We start from the raw sequence: 18,460 nt of genomic DNA, 5'->3' as shown, positions 1-18,460 counted from the left end.
TACGCCATACCTCAAGAGATAAAGCCCGAACTGTTTTTTCTTGATTTTGATGCGTAATTTCATATGAAACAGCTGCCTGTGTTTCAGATTGGGGAACAATATTTAAGGCAGAGTAAATAAACTTAATGTGTTTCCCTTTATAATGAATGCCGCACCTTTGTTTCCCTCTTTAATTTGTTCCGCATTGAATAATTTTACTTGATCCTTACCAGGCATATAAAGATACCCCTGGAATTCCTTAGAATAATATTTATTCATTTCATTAAAGCTACCATTTGAGAAGTTTTCATGTAATTCTCGCATTCGATAAACGCTAGTTGCTATTTCATTTTCAATACTCATTAGTTACCTCCTATGAAAATAGACTGCCCGTTTAACTTTTTCAAAAAGATCAGATATAAATACTATTTCAACAGTCCATAGAAGATTCCTGCTTATTCTACAAAATAGGCCCGATTCAGAAGGACGATTTATTCGATTAGCGAGCCCATTTGCTGATGATCATTATTTTAATGAGTTTTATCTTTTCAGCCAACTTTCTTTTGTCAGTTTCATATTGATAGAATCTATCCATTCTCCATCAAATTCTAGATCGTTTTTATCAATATTTTCTATTTCAAAGCCTGCCTTTTCATAAACATACTTGGCCCTTGGATTAAAATCAAAAACACTTAAAGTAAGTTGGTTAAGTGTAGTGTTGTTAAATATATAATCAATTATAAGTTGAGTTGTTTCAGTTCCTAACCCACGATTTCTTCCCCTTGGTCCAATAAGTATCCTAAAATTCATGCTATGATTTTTTTCATCGTATAAATTTACCACTACCTCTCCCACTAGTAAGCCCTGGGATTGGTCAACAATAGCAAGATCCAAGCGATCAGTTTGTTCATTTCTTGTATTGTACCATTGGAGAATTGATTCTCTATTAAACCCCGAACTGCTTCCTGTCAATTTTAATACTTCGGGATCCTTTAAGCATTCTTCTATAAAAGGAAAGTCTTCATCCTTAAAAGGTCTAAGAACAATTTTTTCCCCTTCTATTAGTGGTTTATGACCTAGATATAATACCATTTCTTTTCACACTCCATTAACTCAATTTAACATTTACCTGCATTAATTGGTACGTAACTTAATTCTATGTGTTCCCCAACAATACGGTCCAATTAATGAGGGTGCCATTATTCTAGAATGGCGCCCGTTTTCGGAACATGGTTTTCTATCACCAGTACTGCAATATGTAATTCCTTATAATATTAAAACGAGAAACCTATTCCTGCCCGAAACCAAGTTCGTTACCATCCAAATCTTTAATAAGTAAATTTCCGACTGCCATATGGAGTATTGAACAATTCCTCAACTACTTCAACTTTATGTTTAATCTCTTCCCAAAAAGCGTCAACATTTTCTACCTTAAAATTAAATCGCCCACGCGAAGGGAATTCATCATGTTCTATAATGGAAAACGTTGCCCCTTTATCAAATTCAAAATGAGCATAATTCGGATTTTCATGTGGCCAATAACCAGTTACCTTTAACCCCAAGCTCTCCTCATACCATTGAATAAGACATTCGCACTAACGTGTTCCAAATAAATATTCAAAACAATCCCCTCGTTAATTAATCTCTTTGTTCTGTATTGCTGCCTATTAACTTAAAATAATTATGTCAAAATTTCGTTATTTATACAATGAGTTATTCCATTAAATGGCTCGTTTGCAGAAAACTGATCTTATTGAAAGCCAATCAAATTTGCTATAACAAGGATAACATTTTAGATTCCAAAAACTATGATTTTAATCTTCAGTCATCCAGAAGGTAAAGTGGAAAAAACTAAGCCAAGGATGGTACGTTTCATTGCTGTAATCATTAACATTTAATTTAGATTAAATCATCATTATAATAGTTAATATACAAGGGTATAAGACTACGAAGGGACGATGATTTTTAAGTAGAAGAGCCTATTACTCGGAAGTATTCAGAGTAGTTCCAGTTGACGGCCACTATTTTGTATATAATACCGACTTCTTTGATGATCATAGCAATAAACTTTCCCACCGAACTTTTTATTCGCCATACAATAATCCTTAACCTTTTGTGAAACAGGTTTACTGCAAACAACGCATTTAGCGGCTGCTGATTTATTCGTGCTGGTCTTCTCTTTCAAGCTTTTATTATGCTGATCCCTTTTCGTTGGATCTGTAATGTTTGATTTAGATAATGTATTGTATACTTGCTCAATATCCGCCTCTGTTAACAAAGGCTCTTTATGCTTCAATTTAGTAATAGCTACTTTTCTATTGATCGTTTCTGTTAGATAAATATCATAGATGACTATCTCATCTGCTGAGATTTCTCTTAAGTCCATGTCGATTATCAGCTTACAGCGTTTTGTGAATGATATAAGCGAAATAAAATTAGAATGAAATTTCTTATCTACTATCGTTTTAAGCGCTTGAATATGGCCATAGTTCTGAATAACCGGGTTTATCATTTTAAACTTTCCATTGATAAGCCACTGTTTTCGGTTTCTTCCACCATATATCGTACCCTGGTAATTCTTTGTCTCAATAACAAAAATGCCATATGGCGTTAGTACAAGATGATCAATCTGTGAATAGCCGGATGCCGACTTTTCATTTTTGATCATAATATCATTAAGATACATGTACTCTTTTGGGAGCTGTGACAGCTGAATATCAATCTTATACTCGCCAATCTCTCCTTTTCTGCCTGCTATCACTTCATTGTTTTTCTTATTACTAGTTTGTTCTTTCTTTGGTTTTGATTGAGGTTTCTCCTTTTTCTTAAACAGACCAAGCAAACAAATCATTCCCCTAAAATTTATTTACTTCTATTATCGGATTGTAAAGGAATGATGTTAATTGTTCCTATATAAAAGGGATAAACCCACACTTAGGTTTATCCCACTCAAACACAGCCTCCCAGCAGGAATAGCCGTATCCAACTTTTACTTCAGACTAATTTCAATGCTTTCTGTGCCAAAGAATCCGGTCTGACTGTGCAGAACTGAATCTTTTAATTTCAGATCCTTCGACACTTCAAAGACAACTTTACCTGATTTGCTTAGACCTGGATTTATTTGTGTCAGGAAAAAGTCTCCCATACTATCGCCCATCGCCATCATAACCTGACCATCCGTAATAGGCTCGTATGTTGTTCCGTCAGCTGACTTGATTTTAAAATAACTGGAATCAATTGTCAGGGGTTCCTTTTGGTCATTTTTAACCGTCACATCCAGAATGACAAATTTGCCACTTGTTGTAGCATTCTCAACAAATTCATTTCCACTGTCAAATTAATTTCCCTGTCTCTTCTCTATCTTTAGGATAAGACCAGCCTATTACGGTGGAATACTTGGCCTATATATAATATTGTAATATGCTAGTGAAGTACTAAATATTATAGAACTTGTACTAGATTAATAGGGGATAAAGAAAGGTGGATTATCTTGAAAAAGACTATAAAAGTTGTCGCAGCTATAATTGAAAACGAACATAAAGAAGTATTGTGCGCGCTTCGCTCACCGGAAATGTCTATTGCAAATATGTGGGAATTTCCTGGTGGCAAGGTGGAAAAAGGCGAAGAATTACATACTGCGTTAGAACGTGAAATTAAAGAAGAATTTTCTTGTGAGATTAGTGCTTCAGTTGTCTTTCACGAAAACATTCATGAATATGATAGTTTTATTATTAACTTAGTGGCAATGAAGGCTAAGCTCGTTAAAGGAGAACCCACTCTAAGTGAGCATTCAAAACTGGTGTGGTTAAAACGTGAAAATTTGAAATCACTAGTATGGGCACCAGCGGACATTCCCGCGGTAGAACAGCTGATAGAAGAAGTATAGGCTACTTCATATGAAGCAGCCTATACTTTTTCTGTAAGTTCTGTATAAAGTTGTGGTGGGATTATATGCTCCAATTCTAATTGAACCTCAATGGGACGTTCACCATTATATGAAATAGTATTTCCTTCACCAATATAAATATATGGTTCTACATTGTTCTTCTCAATTTCTTTATATTTACGGACAAAAAGGTGTAAATTGATTCCTCTGTCCTGATTAAAGATAATGTTCTTGCCTCGTTCAGAACTCTGTGATGTATTATTTTGCGTCTCCCATTGAAGATGTTTTCGATCTATAAACTTATCATTATAGTTAATACTTTCCTTAATATCCGCTTCCTTATGAAGATCGATATATAAGAAATAGTCGTTGCCATTCGAAAGTAAACCAGATCCTCGATATGAACTATGACTTTTTCTATAATTTGAAAGTAGTGCCGCATCCATCATTTGATACTGTTCGTATAGCTTAAAATGAGGTACGCCATAGTAATCTCCCCCAAATTCTCGTTCATATCGGAATAAGCCATAATCAACCAAATCTATTAGATACCTTGCATAGTTAGGATTTGCTAATAGCTCCTCAAACGCAACGGTTCTACTTAGTTGTTCACCATCCAATTTTGCTAACTTAGGCGTTCTATTTTTTTGTGTATCATCAAAAAAATTCTGATTTAAGAACTCCATTGCATGATAAGTACTATCATCATCTATTTTTTTAACCCATTTTAGGATTTCATGTTTTGCTTGATCAAATGTAATAGATTGGTTCTCTATTAAATAATTTATTATTATAAAATCATAAATTCGCTTTAAAGGAAGCATTCCAGAAAGCCATTTCAATGTCTTCTCAAAAGTTTCATTAGCGAGTAGTTGGTTAAGCTGTTGATCTTTTTCCACTTTAGCAACAAAATTTAAGTAAGATTTTTCTTTTACGATGAATCTGACTGGATCAGGTGCTCCATCGTATTTATAGTAATCCATTAGCAAATCAGGGACACGCCCCTGGTTCATTTTTTTAAACTCAAAATATTCTTCTTTTAAATATTTCATCGAAGTGAACTTCTCTTGGTCGATTTGTGCTAGAATTCTTTCTTGTGATATTTTATCCATTTGGATATGTGTAGCACCGGGAAGATGTGCAAATCCGGTTGATATGGCTACCTTTAAACTTTCTTTATCGTAGTATCGACTACCATTTAAAGCAATGGCAATCAAAAATGTTTTTGTGTGGTTACCGATAAGATCGAGTACTGTTAAAAAGGATTTATCCTGATATTTTCGTAAGCCCCGTCCAAGTTGTTGAATAAACACAATTGGAGAGTTAGTAGGGCGAAGCATTAAAACCGTATTAACAGAAGGAATATCGACACCCTCATTAAAGATATCAACTGTGAAGATTACTTGTAACTCATTTTCTTCATCTTCTAATTCACTTATTCGAAGTTCTCTAGCTTTTACCGAGTCCTCTCCTGTCAAATAAGTGCTAGGTATTCCACGCCTATTGAATTCCTCTGCCATATAACGGGCATGCTCTCTACTTGCACAAAATCCTAAACATTTTCGTACTTTTCCATCATGTCCATAAAACCGCATTTTTTCAATAATAAAATCGACTCGTTCATTTACCTTGAGTCTTTTCGTTATTTCGTCTAAATCATCAACCGATACATCGCTAAGATCAATTTCATCTATGTCGGTTATTCCAAAATAATGAAAGGGCACCACGATATCGTCTTCAAGAGCATCATGTAAGCGGACCTCAAGTGCTACATTAAAGTCGAATATCTCAAAAATTGAACGACTGTCTCCCCTCTCAGGTGTTGCAGTCATGCCCAACATAAAATCAGGTTCAAAATATTCAATGACATGTTGATAGGTATCGGCTGTGGCATGATGTGCTTCGTCATAAATTATATAGTCAAAGTTTCCGCGATCAAAGTTTTGGTAATAGCGAGATAACGTTTGAATCGTAGCAAAGACGTAGTCCGCATCAAAGTCCTTTTTTGTACCTGTTAACATTCCAAAAGTAATATCTTCATTGGGGAGTAACTTTTCATAGGTTTCTTTCGCTTTAGTAAGGATCTCTTCTCTGTGTACTACAAATAGTAGCTTTTTGGGTTTTAAATTTCTAACGTCAAAAGCTGACATATATGTTTTCCCAGTCCCTGTCGCTGCAATAACAAGAGCTTTCTTTTCCCCCAGTCCTCTTAGCCTTTGCAAATTTTCCATGGCGCGATTTTGCATTGAATTTGGAACAATATATTCCGCTTTTTCATAGATAGCTGATCCCGAGGCAGCTACTCTGTCTATATTATTGAAAAATCGCTTATAATCTTGGATGAAAAAGTCGTCCACCATAGTACTACGATCCCATAATCCATTAAACTCTGAAATAACCTGCTGGATGAATGTTTCTTCGTTCTTTGATATGATCTCCACGTTCCATTCAACATTACTTTTGAGAGCTGACTGAGTTATATTTGAGGAACCGATCATCACTTTAAAGTAATCCTCATATTCAAATATGTATGCTTTTGTGTGGAATCCAACATTACGATCAGTTACGAATACCTTCAGATCAACATTATTAAATTCCCTTAATTTATCCAGCGCTTTTGGATCCGTGAAATTTAGATAAGTAGAAGTCATCACCTTACCTTTCACTCCTCTTAACTTTGTTTCCTTCAATGCGTCGAGAAGAAGCTGAAGGCCACTAAAATTTACAAAAGCGACACTAAAATAAAATTTTTGGCAAGTCTCCAGTGAAGATGTTATTTCTTTTAATAGATTTGTCTGTTCAGTATTTACAATTAGTTTATTTTCCCCATTCATATATACACCCCGTAAATTTCTGGTTGTTCGTCCTCTTTCCTCTTCTATGTATTCTATATTATAAATTTAAATCCTTTCATTTTAAGTAAAAAATTAGTTAATTTTGTCGATTTAACACATTTAAGGTCCGTCTCTAACTATCAAATTAGCTTTTAAAAAATCAATTGCATTGATAGATTTCATGTTATGCATTAAAAATAAGCACCTACATAGGCTAGGTACTTATCGGGAAGACTCTTTCTAGGCCTATTCTATTGTGATGCTCCATTTCTAACTTAAGCTATATAAAGTTAATAGTTTAGTTACTTTAAAGGAAGAAATTAAGGTGTTAATCGGGAGGCAGATCAATCCAAAATTCATGTTTTCTTTCTTTTGTATATAAGGTTCAATAAAAGGAGTACATATTTGCACTCCTTTTAATCAATTCCAAGCTACTTATCATACCAAAACCAGGCAGGTCTATTTTTCGAGGATTTACCACCAACAGGCTTAAATCTAAAACGTATACCTTCATCTTCTAAGGGTTTTAAATATGGTTCAATCCTATTATCTCCCATCACCCAAATAGATCCACCTTTACTACGATGATCTACATACTCTAGCTTATGTTTCTCCAAATAAGCAAGAAGTTCATCTTGTACTTCAGACTCCATTTCTTCATTCGTTTCTTTAGTTTTTTTAACCTGAATAGATGTGGGAGGCACTTGGTATCCTGATTCTTCATTTAAAGCTGTATCGGCGGCCATTTTTTCACGGGAAGAAATACTTGGCTCTAAGTAACTTTCCTCTTGATAAGAATAGTCATAACTAGAAGTTTGAACTACAGTATCTACTTCTTTAAAATTTTTGATTTCTAATTCTACTATTGAACTACCTTCCTGTGAAGACACTTGAGATATATCATAGTAATAGCTTAAATATTCCTTGAACATCTTCTTAAGCTCTTCTTTATCAAGCATGGGGGACATAACTACCGGATAACTTTTATTAAATTCAAAGATGACTCTCCTTCCGACACGTTCATCGTCCCCTAGATCTTCACGACCTTTAATTTTGGCCTTCAACACTTTTGAAAGATTAAGTTCATCGATAATACTCAGTATATTAACTAAAAATTTATCGTTCCGAAATATCTCATATTTAATAATATAGTTATACAGATCCAGATTCTCTATTATTAATTCATAAAACCTTTTACGTTCATCTTCATCTTGAATATTATCATTGATATATTGTGCACCTAATATGGTTTTATAGATATAATTCTCCCAATCGAACTTTTTCATAACAATACTATAGAATTTGCTTTTCTCATTCTCCACCTCAGGATATTTTTCTAATATAAAATTCCGTTTGTGACTTAACAATAATGAATGCCAGAACGTCTCATCAAGAAGCAGATCCCTTTCCGTGTTTAAATAAGATTGAGAAACCACATAAAAAGCTTGGAGAAAGTCCTTCTTTTTCTCTTCTTCACTTCCTTTCCCCATATAGATTGGGAAATCAGGGGCTTCTCTAATATAGACTTTTTCATTTGAAAAATATTCTTCTTTTTCTTTTATTTTACCCTCAAGAAAATCCTGATATAAGGTATCGTTTGTCTTATAACCTTTAGCTAGCAGTTTAACTTCCATCCATAATTACCCCCTCTACTGCAGCAGTATACTTTTCAATAATACGGTCAGAAATCATATAAATGATTTCATCTATATTATCCATATTCAATTCTGTAACCATTTTTTTTCTCATCAAATTATATAACTTCAAATCCAGCGACCCATCAGGTTCCTGCATATCCTCAATATCTACATCTCCATCATCACTATTATTTATTATAAAAGCCTGAAGTGCTTTGGATAAGCCTGCATAGATATAAGGATTATTTAATACATTGCTTTTAGGAAGATGGCTAAACTGAAACTCCGGGTTTTTATAGTGAATAATTATGGTTTCCTGTCCCAACTCCACTTTTATATCTGATTTCAAATTCTCATCCACTCTTTTTTCAAAGAGATCAAAAGGTTTTGTAATACTGCCATCAAATACATTTACATTTGAATATCCTAATAAAGAGAACTTAGGGACATTCACTTCTTCTCTAAATTGAATATAGAATTCGTTTAAATCATCATTACTCGCAAAATTAATATCTTCCAACGCCTGAATATGCAATTGAACGGAAGTACGCTTGCTTAATGAGATACGGGACTTATGAATTTCTATGGTTCTTTGTCCTTGTTTCAGATTATAAAATTTATTATCCTTTGATTGAATAATAAGGATTAATTGCGCCTTCCTTCTACTGATTTGCTCACTTATAAACTCCGAATCTATTTTATAATTAAAGTTAAAATGGTAATAGTCTGCATTCTCACTGACGTTAACATCTAAATCAAAGTGATTTGCAGCATAACTGTGAGAGGTATCAGATAAAACAGGATATGGAAAGTTGGCATCTTTTCTATAAATCATCTCTTACACCTCCACATAGTAAATGAACTTTAATGATCGGTTGAACGTTTTTCTCAGTTTTAACTGCAGCTGAGCAACTCCATCTTTAATTTGTACACCTTGAATAACGTTCTTTTTATAAGCGCATCTTTTAGCAGCATTGACGTCTAGAATTTCCTGATAGTTGTTCTGTATTTTAAATTCATCTGTATATTCTACCCCCATTCCATCAATGATAGACAACGAGATGTCACATACTTTTTCTCCTCCCAGTTGGTCGCTTTTTGTAAAATCAAATTTTATCATCTCTTTATCAGATATTATGACTCTCTCTACCATTTCTGGATGTGCACTATACAGCTTTTTTCCTTCCTCCTGAGTATTATCCATTTCCTTATTACTTTTTTGCCATTTTAGAGGATCACGTTTTCGCTGGGGAGAATTCTTTTCATTTTTAGCTTCACTCTTCCTACCTCCTCTTTTGTTACGCCTTTCCTTCTTTGACTGTTTTCCGGTAGATTTCACTATGGATTTGCCATTATTTATCTTCACTGTACCCATGGAGTTCTCCAAGTCTTTTTTTAACTGTGTTTCTACCACGTACAAGATATCCTTCGTATCCATTAAACCGTCAGTAGGATTATGTTGTTTGATTGCTTCTTCAATGACTTTCCTAATTTCTTTTGATAAATTATTGATAAACCTCGTAGCAAGTCTTTTTAATTGCGTATCACTAAAATGATCTTTTGATAGTTTGGTATGCGATTCATTTTCCAATGACTTTAAATAGGCATCCTCTTTAGATCCACCTATAAGTACCGCGTTAAACGGCTTTGTAGCATTACCTGTTACCTTAAAGTCCTCTATCTTCATTCCGATCGTCCGAACAATGGCAACTCTTCCCTTTGGAATTTCCTCATTGTATTTAAAATAAAGTTGAAATTGAAAGTCCTCTTCTCCATTAGATACGATGATTTCCCGAGAAGGTGCTTCCAGATACGTATCTAGATACAGAGGGGTAAATTCTTTTTTTGCTTCTGTTATATCCTGATTATAATAATCCTGATCTTTAACGTAATTTAATATCGTATCTTTCTTAACTTCTTCTTCATTCACATGCACTTCCAGTTCATTTTTTAAAATCGCTATAAAAAAGCTGTCACAAATACTTTTTATGATAGCCTTTTCATCATCATATTCCTTTCGAAAATAAGGAATAATGATCTTTAAACCTCTTGAATCCTTCTGAAATACTTCGTGAAAGTTATTCTCATATGGATAAAACTTTGAGCTATTATCATCGTAGACTTCAATATCAGTAAAATAACCAGTAGATCTAAATGCCTGCCCATTATAAACATGCTCAATTAATTGAACGGTTCCACCTAAATGTTGTTCTCCATTTTCATCGCAGTTCGCAAAATACATAACGTGTAAATCAGAAGCGGCATTTGATGCAATCTTACCAACCCCATGAGAGCCACCTCTTGAAATTTCCACTTCTTGACTATCTTCCTCAAAATGAACTCCTTTATTATATGCATAAATACCCCAAGTATCTTTCTTTGATCCACTTTGACCATTACGTGCTCCTGTTAATCCTCTCGTATTTATATCTTCAAAAGATATATATCTGACTTCATCCTGACCGAGTTTATTTTTCATATGACTAATCGTTTCATTCGTATAATTATTACGGCCTTCCAAATCCATGATACGTTCTTTCACTTCTTCAATCCCGGGAATGTCCCTCTCATTTATACTACCTGTTTCAATTTTTAAAATAACCGGCCCATTGTTATTCAACATACGTCCATCAAGTGAATTTTGTATATTTTCTCTTGTTAAGCCATTTACGCCCATCGCGTGAAAACGTTCTAGCGTTTTATTGAAGCTTGACTCTTCTATGTTAGGAATGGGCGAAAATTTCCACTTTTTATGTTTAAGTGTTTGTAATTTCATGGGTAGCCTCCTCTATGACTTTTGTTATCTTACTTTGAGTAAAACTGATTCGCTTCCATAGCAGAAAAATTGAAAAATATTAAATTAGAAATGAACTGATTATAGCTTCTAAGGTTTAAATAATTTTATAAATATTATTCTACCACGCAGAATGTATTTTCCAATTATTTGTATATTTTGATTATATTAGAAAATATGTGCAGCTTTTGAGTATCATCGATAATTGATTTTCTTTAGATCATATCTTCAATTCAATTCAATAATTCTTTCACTTGAAGGATAATGATAATGATATCTATCAAAATGAAACATTTTGCTGCACGATTTTCTGCAATGACATACTTTCAATGATATAACATTGCACCCATTTCCAATGATTAGCTGTAAGACTTGATTTAACTCTCACCCCAAAACATTATCCTCTAATGCAATGCCAGACTAGTCGACTATTGCTAGTATCCATATGCAGCAGCGATTGCCATCATACGCTTTATTAATTTCTTCATAGGCAATTATTTCTTGGGAATGAACTTGTTTTCTCGCGGAGCATGTCGATGAGACGGACGCGGATAGTGTAGTTGAAGTAGGTTGAAAGTGTTACACTGTACTTTGGATCCTTCTGCCTCAAAAGCTGCAATAGGAAGTAAGTCACCATTAAAAACACAGGGGATCATTCCGGTAGTTTAGCTAATGCCTCATTAAATTGTAAATCAGAAGTATCTAAAAAACATACAATATCGTAACGTGGTTGTAGTATGATTTTCCTGGTGAAAAACTATATACCAATTTTGCGCTAAACCGATCTACTCACCGATTGCAGTTTTTGTGGAAACTTTTTAGTAGAATTTTTTCATTTGACTATCCTTTCACCTATATAGCTAATAGCTCCTATTCATAAGTACTTATTCCTATTTTATCAAATGTTCAGGAAATTAAAATGATAAATTCAAAAGGTGTGATGATGGTTTTACAACTATGAGCCGACACATGCACAAAACGAATGGGTTTTCCCCTATTCATAATGCTTCAAATTCAAATTCCTTTTCCCTTACCGCTATCAAATTAGCGTTATAAATGGTAAGTGCTAAACCGATTATTTTTTATTGGATGACTTGTAGATAATTTTTATCATCTTCAATAACATATTATTTTCAATGATACAGTATAGACTGTGCAAAAAAATGTATAGGCCTAAACCACTTCTACATCAACGTGCCGGTATCCTTATTATAAAGACTTGGTTTTCGATGACACCTTTTAAAGTTAGCATTCGATTGTATATATAAGAAGTGGGTGGTTACTATTACTATCGTTTTTGATAGGGAAAAGTGGCATGAAAAGGAGCATAATCAGCACTAATTTTCATATACAACAAAAGAGAAACCTGAATGCACTTATTTATCTTACATTTTACCATTTTTCCAATAATTTCCCTAAAATTCAACAAAATTCCGCTCAGATTGTTATAATAGTAAATAATGCTTAATATTTTGAATAAGGAGGTTTAATATTATGGAACAAGTAATTCACTGTGAATATGAGTATGACAAAAAGGTCAGCTTTGCATTGCAGCAGAACCATGTACCTGTTATCAAGTTTCTTGCGATTAAAAATGCTTCGATACATACATTAAACGATATTAAAATTGAAATCATAGCAAATCCTAATTTTTCCGATTCGTATTCCATGAATATTGAAGAACTGGATGCTGGAGAAATAATCGAGGTACATCCTGATCTCTTTTTATCCTTTGACTTCTTGAGCAGTTTAGATGAAGAAGTGACTGGACACCTTCAATTAAAAATAACCTCAGGAGAACAGGAACTTTATAAAGAGTACTTACCAATTGATATCTTATCCTTTGACTCATGGCCGGGGTCTTCTGTTCTTCCTGAAATTATTGCCAGTTTTATAACGCCTAACCGCCCGTTTATCATGGAAATTGTAAAGCAGGCATCCGAAATTTTGGAGAAAAACACAGGTAATAATGCCATGGACGGATATCAAAGTGGTGATCCAAACCGTGCTTTAGCACAACTTTCCGCAATTTTCTCTGCCATTCAATCACACCAAATCGCTTATGCAAATCCCCCAGCAAGTTTTGAACAAGAAGGACAGAAAATCCGTTTTCCAGATATGATCAAACAACATAAGTTAGCGACTTGTCTTGATTCAACATTACTTTTTGCGGCATGTGCGGAAGCAATCGGTCTTCACCCTATTGTGGTTTTCCTACAAGGTCATGCCTTCCCTGCTTTCTGGCTAAAGGAATATTGCTCATCTGAGAGTTTTCAAGATGATAAAAGTATTTTAACCAAGAATATGGCAAGTGGTATAAGTGAACTTATCGTTGTTGAGTCTACTTTGCTAACGAACATGGATGCCACATTCAAAAGTGCTGTTCAATCTGCTAAAAATAGTTTAGATAAGCAGGATTCCTTCCATTACTTTATTGATGTTCGCAGAGCTCGAATTGGCCAGGTGAAACCTTTTTCACTAAAAATTGATAAGGGAGCAATGATTAAAGGCGCGGCGGAAGTTGAAGGGCCTGTTAAACCTAATAAGAATTATGGTGTCGAACAATTGGATATCATTCCTGACAATGAATCCGATTCAAATGAGTTAGGTCAACAGGAAGATAAAGTAACATACTGGCAAAACCGTCTTATCGATATGAGTTTACGAAATAACTTGTTAAATTTCCGTTTACATACACAGGGTATTCCTGTGGTAAGTTCTGACTTAGCACAGACTGAGGATATACTTGCCATGGGTAAGAAGGTTTTTATTGAGCCTCTTCCAAATGAGTGGCGAAACAAAGCTCGTGATTTTAGGGACCAGAAGGAACTACTGCAATCACAAATACTTCAGGAGGATATGCAAAATAACCGGTTACGCTCAACACTCACGGATACTAAATTAGAAAAAGAACTCGTGAAATTGTACAGAAAAGCAAAGAATACCTTAGAGGAAAGCGGGGCAAATTCCTTATTTGTTGCTCTTGGTTTTCTAAAGTGGTATGACCCTAAATCACAGACGCAGGAACGTTTTGCTCCGATTTTATTATTACCAGTTGATTTAGTACGGATGTCTGCCAAAAAAGGTTATTATATCCGGGCACGTGATGAGGAAGTACAAATTAACATCTCACTCATCGAATATTTAAAACAAAAGTTTGGAATTGATGCGTCCCGTTTGTATGATATTCCAATAGACGATCATGGTGCAGATGTCAAGAAAGTCCTAACAACCATGCGTAGACTCATAATGCCTATGAAAAATTGGGATGTTCAGGAAAACGCCAGTATCAGTGTGTTTTCATTTTCAAAATTCGTTATGTGGAACGACCTTGTAAATCATTCCGAAAAATTAAAGGAGAATAAAGTAGTCAAAAGTTTAGTGGAAGGGAATTATGTCGGAGAAGTTAATGAAGCAATGACTGAACCTTTAACAACGGAAAAAGATGAAGAAGAAACGTTATATACTCCATTAAGCTCAGATAGTACCCAGACCGAAGCCATTCTCGCTACTGGTGGCGATAATAGTTTCGTATTACACGGCCCACCCGGATCAGGGAAATCGCAAACCATTACAAATATGATTTCACATGCCCTGGCAACTGGAAAAACAGTGCTTTTTGTTGCCGAAAAAATGGCAGCGTTAAGTGTTGTACAAAAAAGGTTGGCAGATATCGGCTTAGGTGACTTCTGTCTGGAAGTTTACTCAAACAAGGGCCAAAAGAAAGACATACTAGCTCAGTTGGAAACTTCATTTGAAGCACAACAACGAACAAAAGGAACAGAATGGGGTTCGAAGTATGAGGAAATAACAGAACTAAAAAAAGAACTAAACCAATATGTGCAGGATTTGCACAAACCAACGACAATTGGCCAAAGTATATTTGAAATGATAGAAGTATACTCTGATATGAAAACAGCAACTAACACAATTGAATTTAACCGGGAAAAAGTGAAAAACATGGATGAAGTCACATTCCGGAAATCCAAACAGTTAATTGAAGACATAGCAATTGCTGGCGAGGCATGTGGTGACCTCGGTAAGAATGTATGGACAGGAATTAAACAGACTGATTATTCATTAAAACTGCATGATGATTTAAAAAAAGAATTAACCGCTATTGAGGAAAAATCACAACACTTACTGGAAATAGAAAATGATTTGGAAAAACTGGGACTAACCAGCAAAAAAAAAGACCATCCATGGTACAAATTTGTTCACACCATTATCCTCTCTTTGCAAAACCGTCCCAAGGTGAATTTTGCATTGCTAGGGGAAGAGAATTTTGACAAGACAAAAAAGAAAATCCTTGAAGTTATAAGTAATGGTCAAAAACGAGATGAAAAAACGAAAATAATTGAAGAACGCTTTGATAAATCAATTATTAAAATGGATACGGAGTCTTTATTACAGGAACTAAGACTTGCTGAAAACAGCTGGTTTTTCAAAAAACTACTAGGTAAAAATAAAATAACAAAAGAACTGAAGAAATACCTTAAAGCAAAAGATAAGATTGGATCCGATGAACTGGAAACCATTATTGCCAGCGTTCAAGATATTCAAGAAAAACAAAAAACACTGGATGATAATGATCAGCAAATGAAGATTCACTTCCCTAATTTATGGCATGAAACAGAGGGCCAGTGGACGGACATCGAAACAGCTGTGGAATGGCTGACATCCACTCGGTCAATTATAGAGGAATTTAATGGCTCACAAAGCTATTTAGCTGGAGTTGCTCAAGCTTTACAGGATAACAATCAATTACTAACCACTTCCGAGATGAAGGAACAAATAGAAACATATACAACAACATATGAAACCATTATGAAAAGCTGGGAAACGATTGAAAAAGAATTGGTAGCGACAGATTTCCATGAACCACAGCAATCTGACTGGGTAAACTTTGCCAGGGAAAAGGCATCTCGCTTAATTAATTCGCTACCGCAATTAAAGGATAACTGTAACCTCTCACGTGTGGTACAGGAAGCTGAGACATTTGGATTAGGCCATGTAACAGCACCATATCTTAGAGGAGAAATAAATCATAAGGAACTTCTTTCTTCTTATTTATATGGCGTGTACCGTATCCGAATAGACGAAGAAATTACCAGCAATGAATCACTAGCACAGTTTACAAGAGCATCATTTGAAAATAAGCTAAAGAAGTTCAATGAGCTAGATGACGAAATAAGTGAATTGACTAAGTTAGAGGTATACGTAAAACTAATGGAACGTGTACCTAACCTTATGAATAATGCTATTAAAAGCTCAGAGCCTGGTATTCTATTAAAGGCTATTAAAAGCAAAGGACGTGGAATCGCTCTAAGACAACTGTTTGAACGAATTCCTAATCTTTTGCCCAAAATTAAACCATGTATGCTAATGAGTCCGTTATCAGTTGCTCAGTATCTTGATCCTTCATCATCAAAATTTGATTTGGTAATTTTTGATGAAGCTTCCCAATTACCTACAAGTGAAGCAATTGGTGCAATGGCAAGAGGGAAGAATGTAGTCGTGGTGGGAGATCCGAAACAGCTTCCTCCAACAAGCTTCTTTAGTTCACAACAACAAACAGAGGATGATTTTGACTTACAAGATTTAGAAAGCGTTCTGGACGATAGCTTATCGATAAGAATGCCACAAAAACATTTAAGATGGCATTACCGAAGTGAACATGAAAGTTTAATCTCATTTTCAAACAATCACTTTTACGAAAATAAACTAGTAACCTTCCCTTCTATTGATGATATTGTTTCCAGAGTTTCATTTAGAAATGTTGGTGGCACTTATGATCGAGGGAAAACGAGAAGTAATAAAATCGAAGCTGAAGTTATCGTTGAAGAGATTTTTTCAAGACTAAAAGACCCATTGAAACAGCATGAAAGTATTGGAATTGTAACGTTCAGCCAAGTACAACAAACACTCATAGAAGACATGATTGATGAGCGACTAAAACAAGATGCAACATTGGAAAAATATTTCACCGATGAAGTACAGGAACCCGTCTTTGTAAAAAATCTAGAAAATGTTCAGGGAGATGAACGCGATGTTATTCTCTTTACAGTTGGCTATGGACCAGATGAAACAGGACATATGACACTTAATTTTGGACCATTAAATCGTGACGGTGGTTGGCGTCGCCTAAATGTTGCAGTTTCCCGTGCAAAAAAGGAAATGGTTATTATTGCATCAATGGAACCAGACCAAATCAATCTATCACGAACTAAAGCAGAGGGTGTCCATAGTTTACGTGCCTTTATGGAATTTGCCAAAAGAGGAAATGAACCATTATTGCTAGAGAATCGCATTAAAAATGGCCGACCAAATTCCAGCTCCATCATTCCTATCATACAAAAGGCACTCCAAGAACAAGGCTATCAGGTTGACACAAATGTTGGCAGCAGTGAATTTAAAGTAGACTTAGCAGTTGTTGACAAAAAGCGGGAAGGAAACTATATTGCAGCAGTCCAAATTGATGGGCACAGATATGCGAATCGTTCAACAACCCGCGACCGGAACAAACTGACTGACACAATGCTAGATCGATTAGGCTGGCATATTATTAAAGTATGGTCAATTGAGTGGTGGCATAATGAGAAAGAGCAAATTGACAATCTTCTGGCACAACTAAAGGAATTTGAGAATAATTCTTTTGAAAAGGTTAAACCAAAAGTTCCCGTGTCAAAAAATAAACAGGAATCCTTCCAAGAAAAAATCAGCAGTCTGATTATCCCAGAGGCTGAGAAGGAATCAAAGGAAGATTATTATGAGCCTGCATTATTGGAAGATGTTAATATGGATAACGATTCATTTTACACAGTTGAAGGAATGCCAACCATCAGAGCACAAATCAAACAGATTATTGAGCAAGAAGCACCTGTTAGCTTCTCTCAACTAACCAAATCAATTACCAATTCGTGGGGATTTAGTCGAAGTGGTGCCAAGTTAGAGAAAGTTATTAATGATTCAGTTAAAGGCATGATGCTATATGAAACAACTGATAAAAAAGGAAAGTTTCTCTGGAAAGATGAGGAACAATTCAAGACTTATAATGAGTTCAGGATTAAAGATCGTTATCGAAGAGCCTTGCAGGATATTAGTAAGACCGAGTATGCCAATGGAATTCTAAAGATCATGCATACCTCCCTTCGCCTGCCAAAGCAAGACTTAACACGCGAAATAGCAAGGCAACTTGGCTATAACCGTACTAGTAATAAATTAGAAAGCTATATGCAGGAAGCTATTGATCTAGCTGTTGACAAAGGGTTAATTACAGAAGATGAGGAAGGAAATGTAGAGATTAATAATTAATTTGAGAGGGAGTCCT

The 18,460-nt window shown here is 35.0% G+C and carries 10 protein-coding genes and 1 pseudogene; 2 read left to right on the top strand and 9 right to left on the bottom strand.

All coding sequences use genetic code 11. From position 1 onward, the window contains the following. Positions 1 to 102: 102 nt before the first annotated feature. The 5 genes and pseudogenes from BLS02_RS14830 to BLS02_RS14810 form a co-directional block, all read right to left on the bottom strand. Entirely contained in the window at positions 103 to 342 is a 240-nt protein-coding gene (locus tag BLS02_RS14830) for a hypothetical protein (protein ID WP_092493799.1), read from the bottom strand. A gap of 177 nt (positions 343 to 519) precedes the next feature. Next, positions 520 to 1,071, bottom strand: coding sequence for a GNAT family N-acetyltransferase (locus BLS02_RS14825; protein WP_092493798.1), 552 nt, complete (start codon positions 1,069 to 1,071; stop codon positions 520 to 522). Between the two features lie 236 nt (positions 1,072 to 1,307). Then, positions 1,308 to 1,562 carry a VOC family protein gene (locus BLS02_RS14820; RefSeq protein WP_368073025.1) on the bottom strand — a complete coding sequence of 85 codons (255 nt, stop codon included), beginning with the start codon at positions 1,560 to 1,562 and terminating at the stop codon, positions 1,308 to 1,310. A 413-nt stretch (positions 1,563 to 1,975) separates the two neighbouring features. Further along, positions 1,976 to 2,830: a nuclease-related domain-containing protein gene (locus BLS02_RS14815; RefSeq protein WP_092493796.1), complete on the bottom strand. Its 855-nt coding sequence runs from the start codon at positions 2,828 to 2,830 to the stop codon at positions 1,976 to 1,978. A gap of 138 nt (positions 2,831 to 2,968) precedes the next feature. Beyond that, positions 2,969 to 3,283 (bottom strand): annotated as a pseudogene (locus tag BLS02_RS14810) (DUF4352 domain-containing protein); the annotation flags it as partial. A 186-nt stretch (positions 3,284 to 3,469) separates the two neighbouring features. On the opposite strand from BLS02_RS14810, the gene BLS02_RS14805 reads away from it, so the two are divergent. Next, positions 3,470 to 3,865 carry a (deoxy)nucleoside triphosphate pyrophosphohydrolase gene (locus BLS02_RS14805; RefSeq protein WP_092493794.1) on the top strand — a complete coding sequence of 132 codons (396 nt, stop codon included), beginning with the start codon at positions 3,470 to 3,472 and terminating at the stop codon, positions 3,863 to 3,865. A gap of 20 nt (positions 3,866 to 3,885) precedes the next feature. Here the strand turns inward: BLS02_RS14805 and BLS02_RS14800 are convergent, their stop codons facing one another. From BLS02_RS14800 to BLS02_RS14785, 4 genes are all read right to left on the bottom strand, one after another. Further along, positions 3,886 to 6,699 (bottom strand): DEAD/DEAH box helicase, encoded by a 2,814-nt coding sequence (locus BLS02_RS14800; RefSeq protein WP_092493793.1) that lies wholly within the window; start codon positions 6,697 to 6,699, stop codon positions 3,886 to 3,888. Positions 6,700 to 7,130: 431 nt separating this feature from the next. Continuing rightward, a complete protein-coding gene (locus tag BLS02_RS19110; RefSeq protein WP_217633971.1) occupies positions 7,131 to 8,333 on the bottom strand; it encodes a hypothetical protein in 1,203 nt (400 codons plus the stop codon). Next, positions 8,323 to 9,171 carry a hypothetical protein gene (locus BLS02_RS14790; RefSeq protein ID WP_092493792.1) on the bottom strand — a complete coding sequence of 283 codons (849 nt, stop codon included), beginning with the start codon at positions 9,169 to 9,171 and terminating at the stop codon, positions 8,323 to 8,325. The genes BLS02_RS19110 and BLS02_RS14790 overlap by 11 nt, the downstream gene beginning before the upstream one ends. A gap of 3 nt (positions 9,172 to 9,174) precedes the next feature. Continuing rightward, positions 9,175 to 11,112 (bottom strand): hypothetical protein, encoded by a 1,938-nt coding sequence (locus tag BLS02_RS14785; protein WP_092493791.1) that lies wholly within the window; start codon positions 11,110 to 11,112, stop codon positions 9,175 to 9,177. Between the two features lie 1,512 nt (positions 11,113 to 12,624). Here BLS02_RS14785 and BLS02_RS14780 point away from each other — a divergent pair. Beyond that, positions 12,625 to 18,444 carry a DUF3320 domain-containing protein gene (locus tag BLS02_RS14780; RefSeq protein WP_092493790.1) on the top strand — a complete coding sequence of 1,940 codons (5,820 nt, stop codon included), beginning with the start codon at positions 12,625 to 12,627 and terminating at the stop codon, positions 18,442 to 18,444. Positions 18,445 to 18,460 lie beyond the last annotated feature (16 nt).

It is taken from the genome of Virgibacillus salinus (assembly GCF_900102415.1).
Lineage (GTDB): Bacteria > Bacillota > Bacilli > Bacillales > Amphibacillaceae > Lentibacillus > Lentibacillus subterraneus.
The sequence above is the reverse complement of the archived record's forward strand: the minus strand, read 5'-3'. Positions and strand labels throughout refer to the sequence as shown.